Genomic DNA, 763 nt, shown 5'->3' with positions numbered 1-763 from the left:
AAATAATAAACTTATTTATGAAAGGAAGATATAATGAAAAGATATGGAGATTTATGGAATAAAATAATAGATAAAGAAAATATAAAAATGGCACATAAGATGGCTAGAAAAGATAAATCATTTTATACAGAAGTACAATATGTAGATAATCATTTAGAAGAATGTATAGATAAAATATATGAGATGCTTAAAGAAAAAACATATACTATCAAACCTTCTGATTATACAAAATTTACTAAGTGGGACAAAACTAAATATAGAGATATTTATAAATTAGATTATTTTTCCCCATAGAATCATTCAACATTGTTTATTATTGCAAACTAAAGAGATATTTATTAATTCATTAATATCTCAAACTTATGCTTCATTACCTAATCGAGGAATACATTTAGCTTTAAAGACGTTAAGAGAATATTTGAAGAATAAAAAAAATACTAAATATTGTTTAAAAATAGATATTCATCATTTTTATCCTTCTATTAATAGAGAAGTATTAAAAAAACAATTAAGTACAAAATTTAAAGATAAAGATGTATTATGGTTAATGAATACTATTATTGATTCTATGGAAGGTAATAAAGGAATAGCAATTGGAAGCTTAGCATCACAATATTTTGGAAATTTTTATTTATCTAAATTTGACCATTGGCTAAAAGAAAAAAAGAAACAAAAATATATATTAAGATATTGCGATGATGTAGTTGTATTATCATCTTCTAAAGAAGAATTATATCAATTATTAGATGAAATAAAAATATAT

2 protein-coding genes are annotated in these 763 nt (G+C 21.4%); both read left to right on the top strand.

Annotated elements, in window-relative coordinates:
• Window positions 1–33: 33 nt before the first annotated feature.
• Entirely contained in the window at window positions 34–294 is a 261-nt protein-coding gene (locus tag J5G60_RS18575) for a hypothetical protein (protein ID WP_150359080.1), read from the top strand.
• Window positions 278–763: RNA-directed DNA polymerase (locus tag J5G60_RS18570; protein ID WP_328707018.1), on the top strand; the 486-nt coding region annotated here is incomplete at its 3' end. The genes J5G60_RS18575 and J5G60_RS18570, both read left to right, overlap by 17 nt.

It is taken from the genome of Clostridium sp. HV4-5-A1G, from assembly GCF_900184915.1.
GTDB classification, from domain to species: Bacteria; Bacillota; Clostridia; order Clostridiales; family Clostridiaceae; genus Clostridium_B; species Clostridium_B aromativorans.
The sequence above is the reverse complement of the archived record's forward strand: the minus strand, read 5'-3'. Positions and strand labels throughout refer to the sequence as shown.

Coding starts and splice junctions, on each gene's coding strand:
- J5G60_RS18575 (WP_150359080.1), top strand. CDS start 34: ATGAAAAGATATGGAGATTTATGGAATAAAATAATAGATAAAGAAAAT.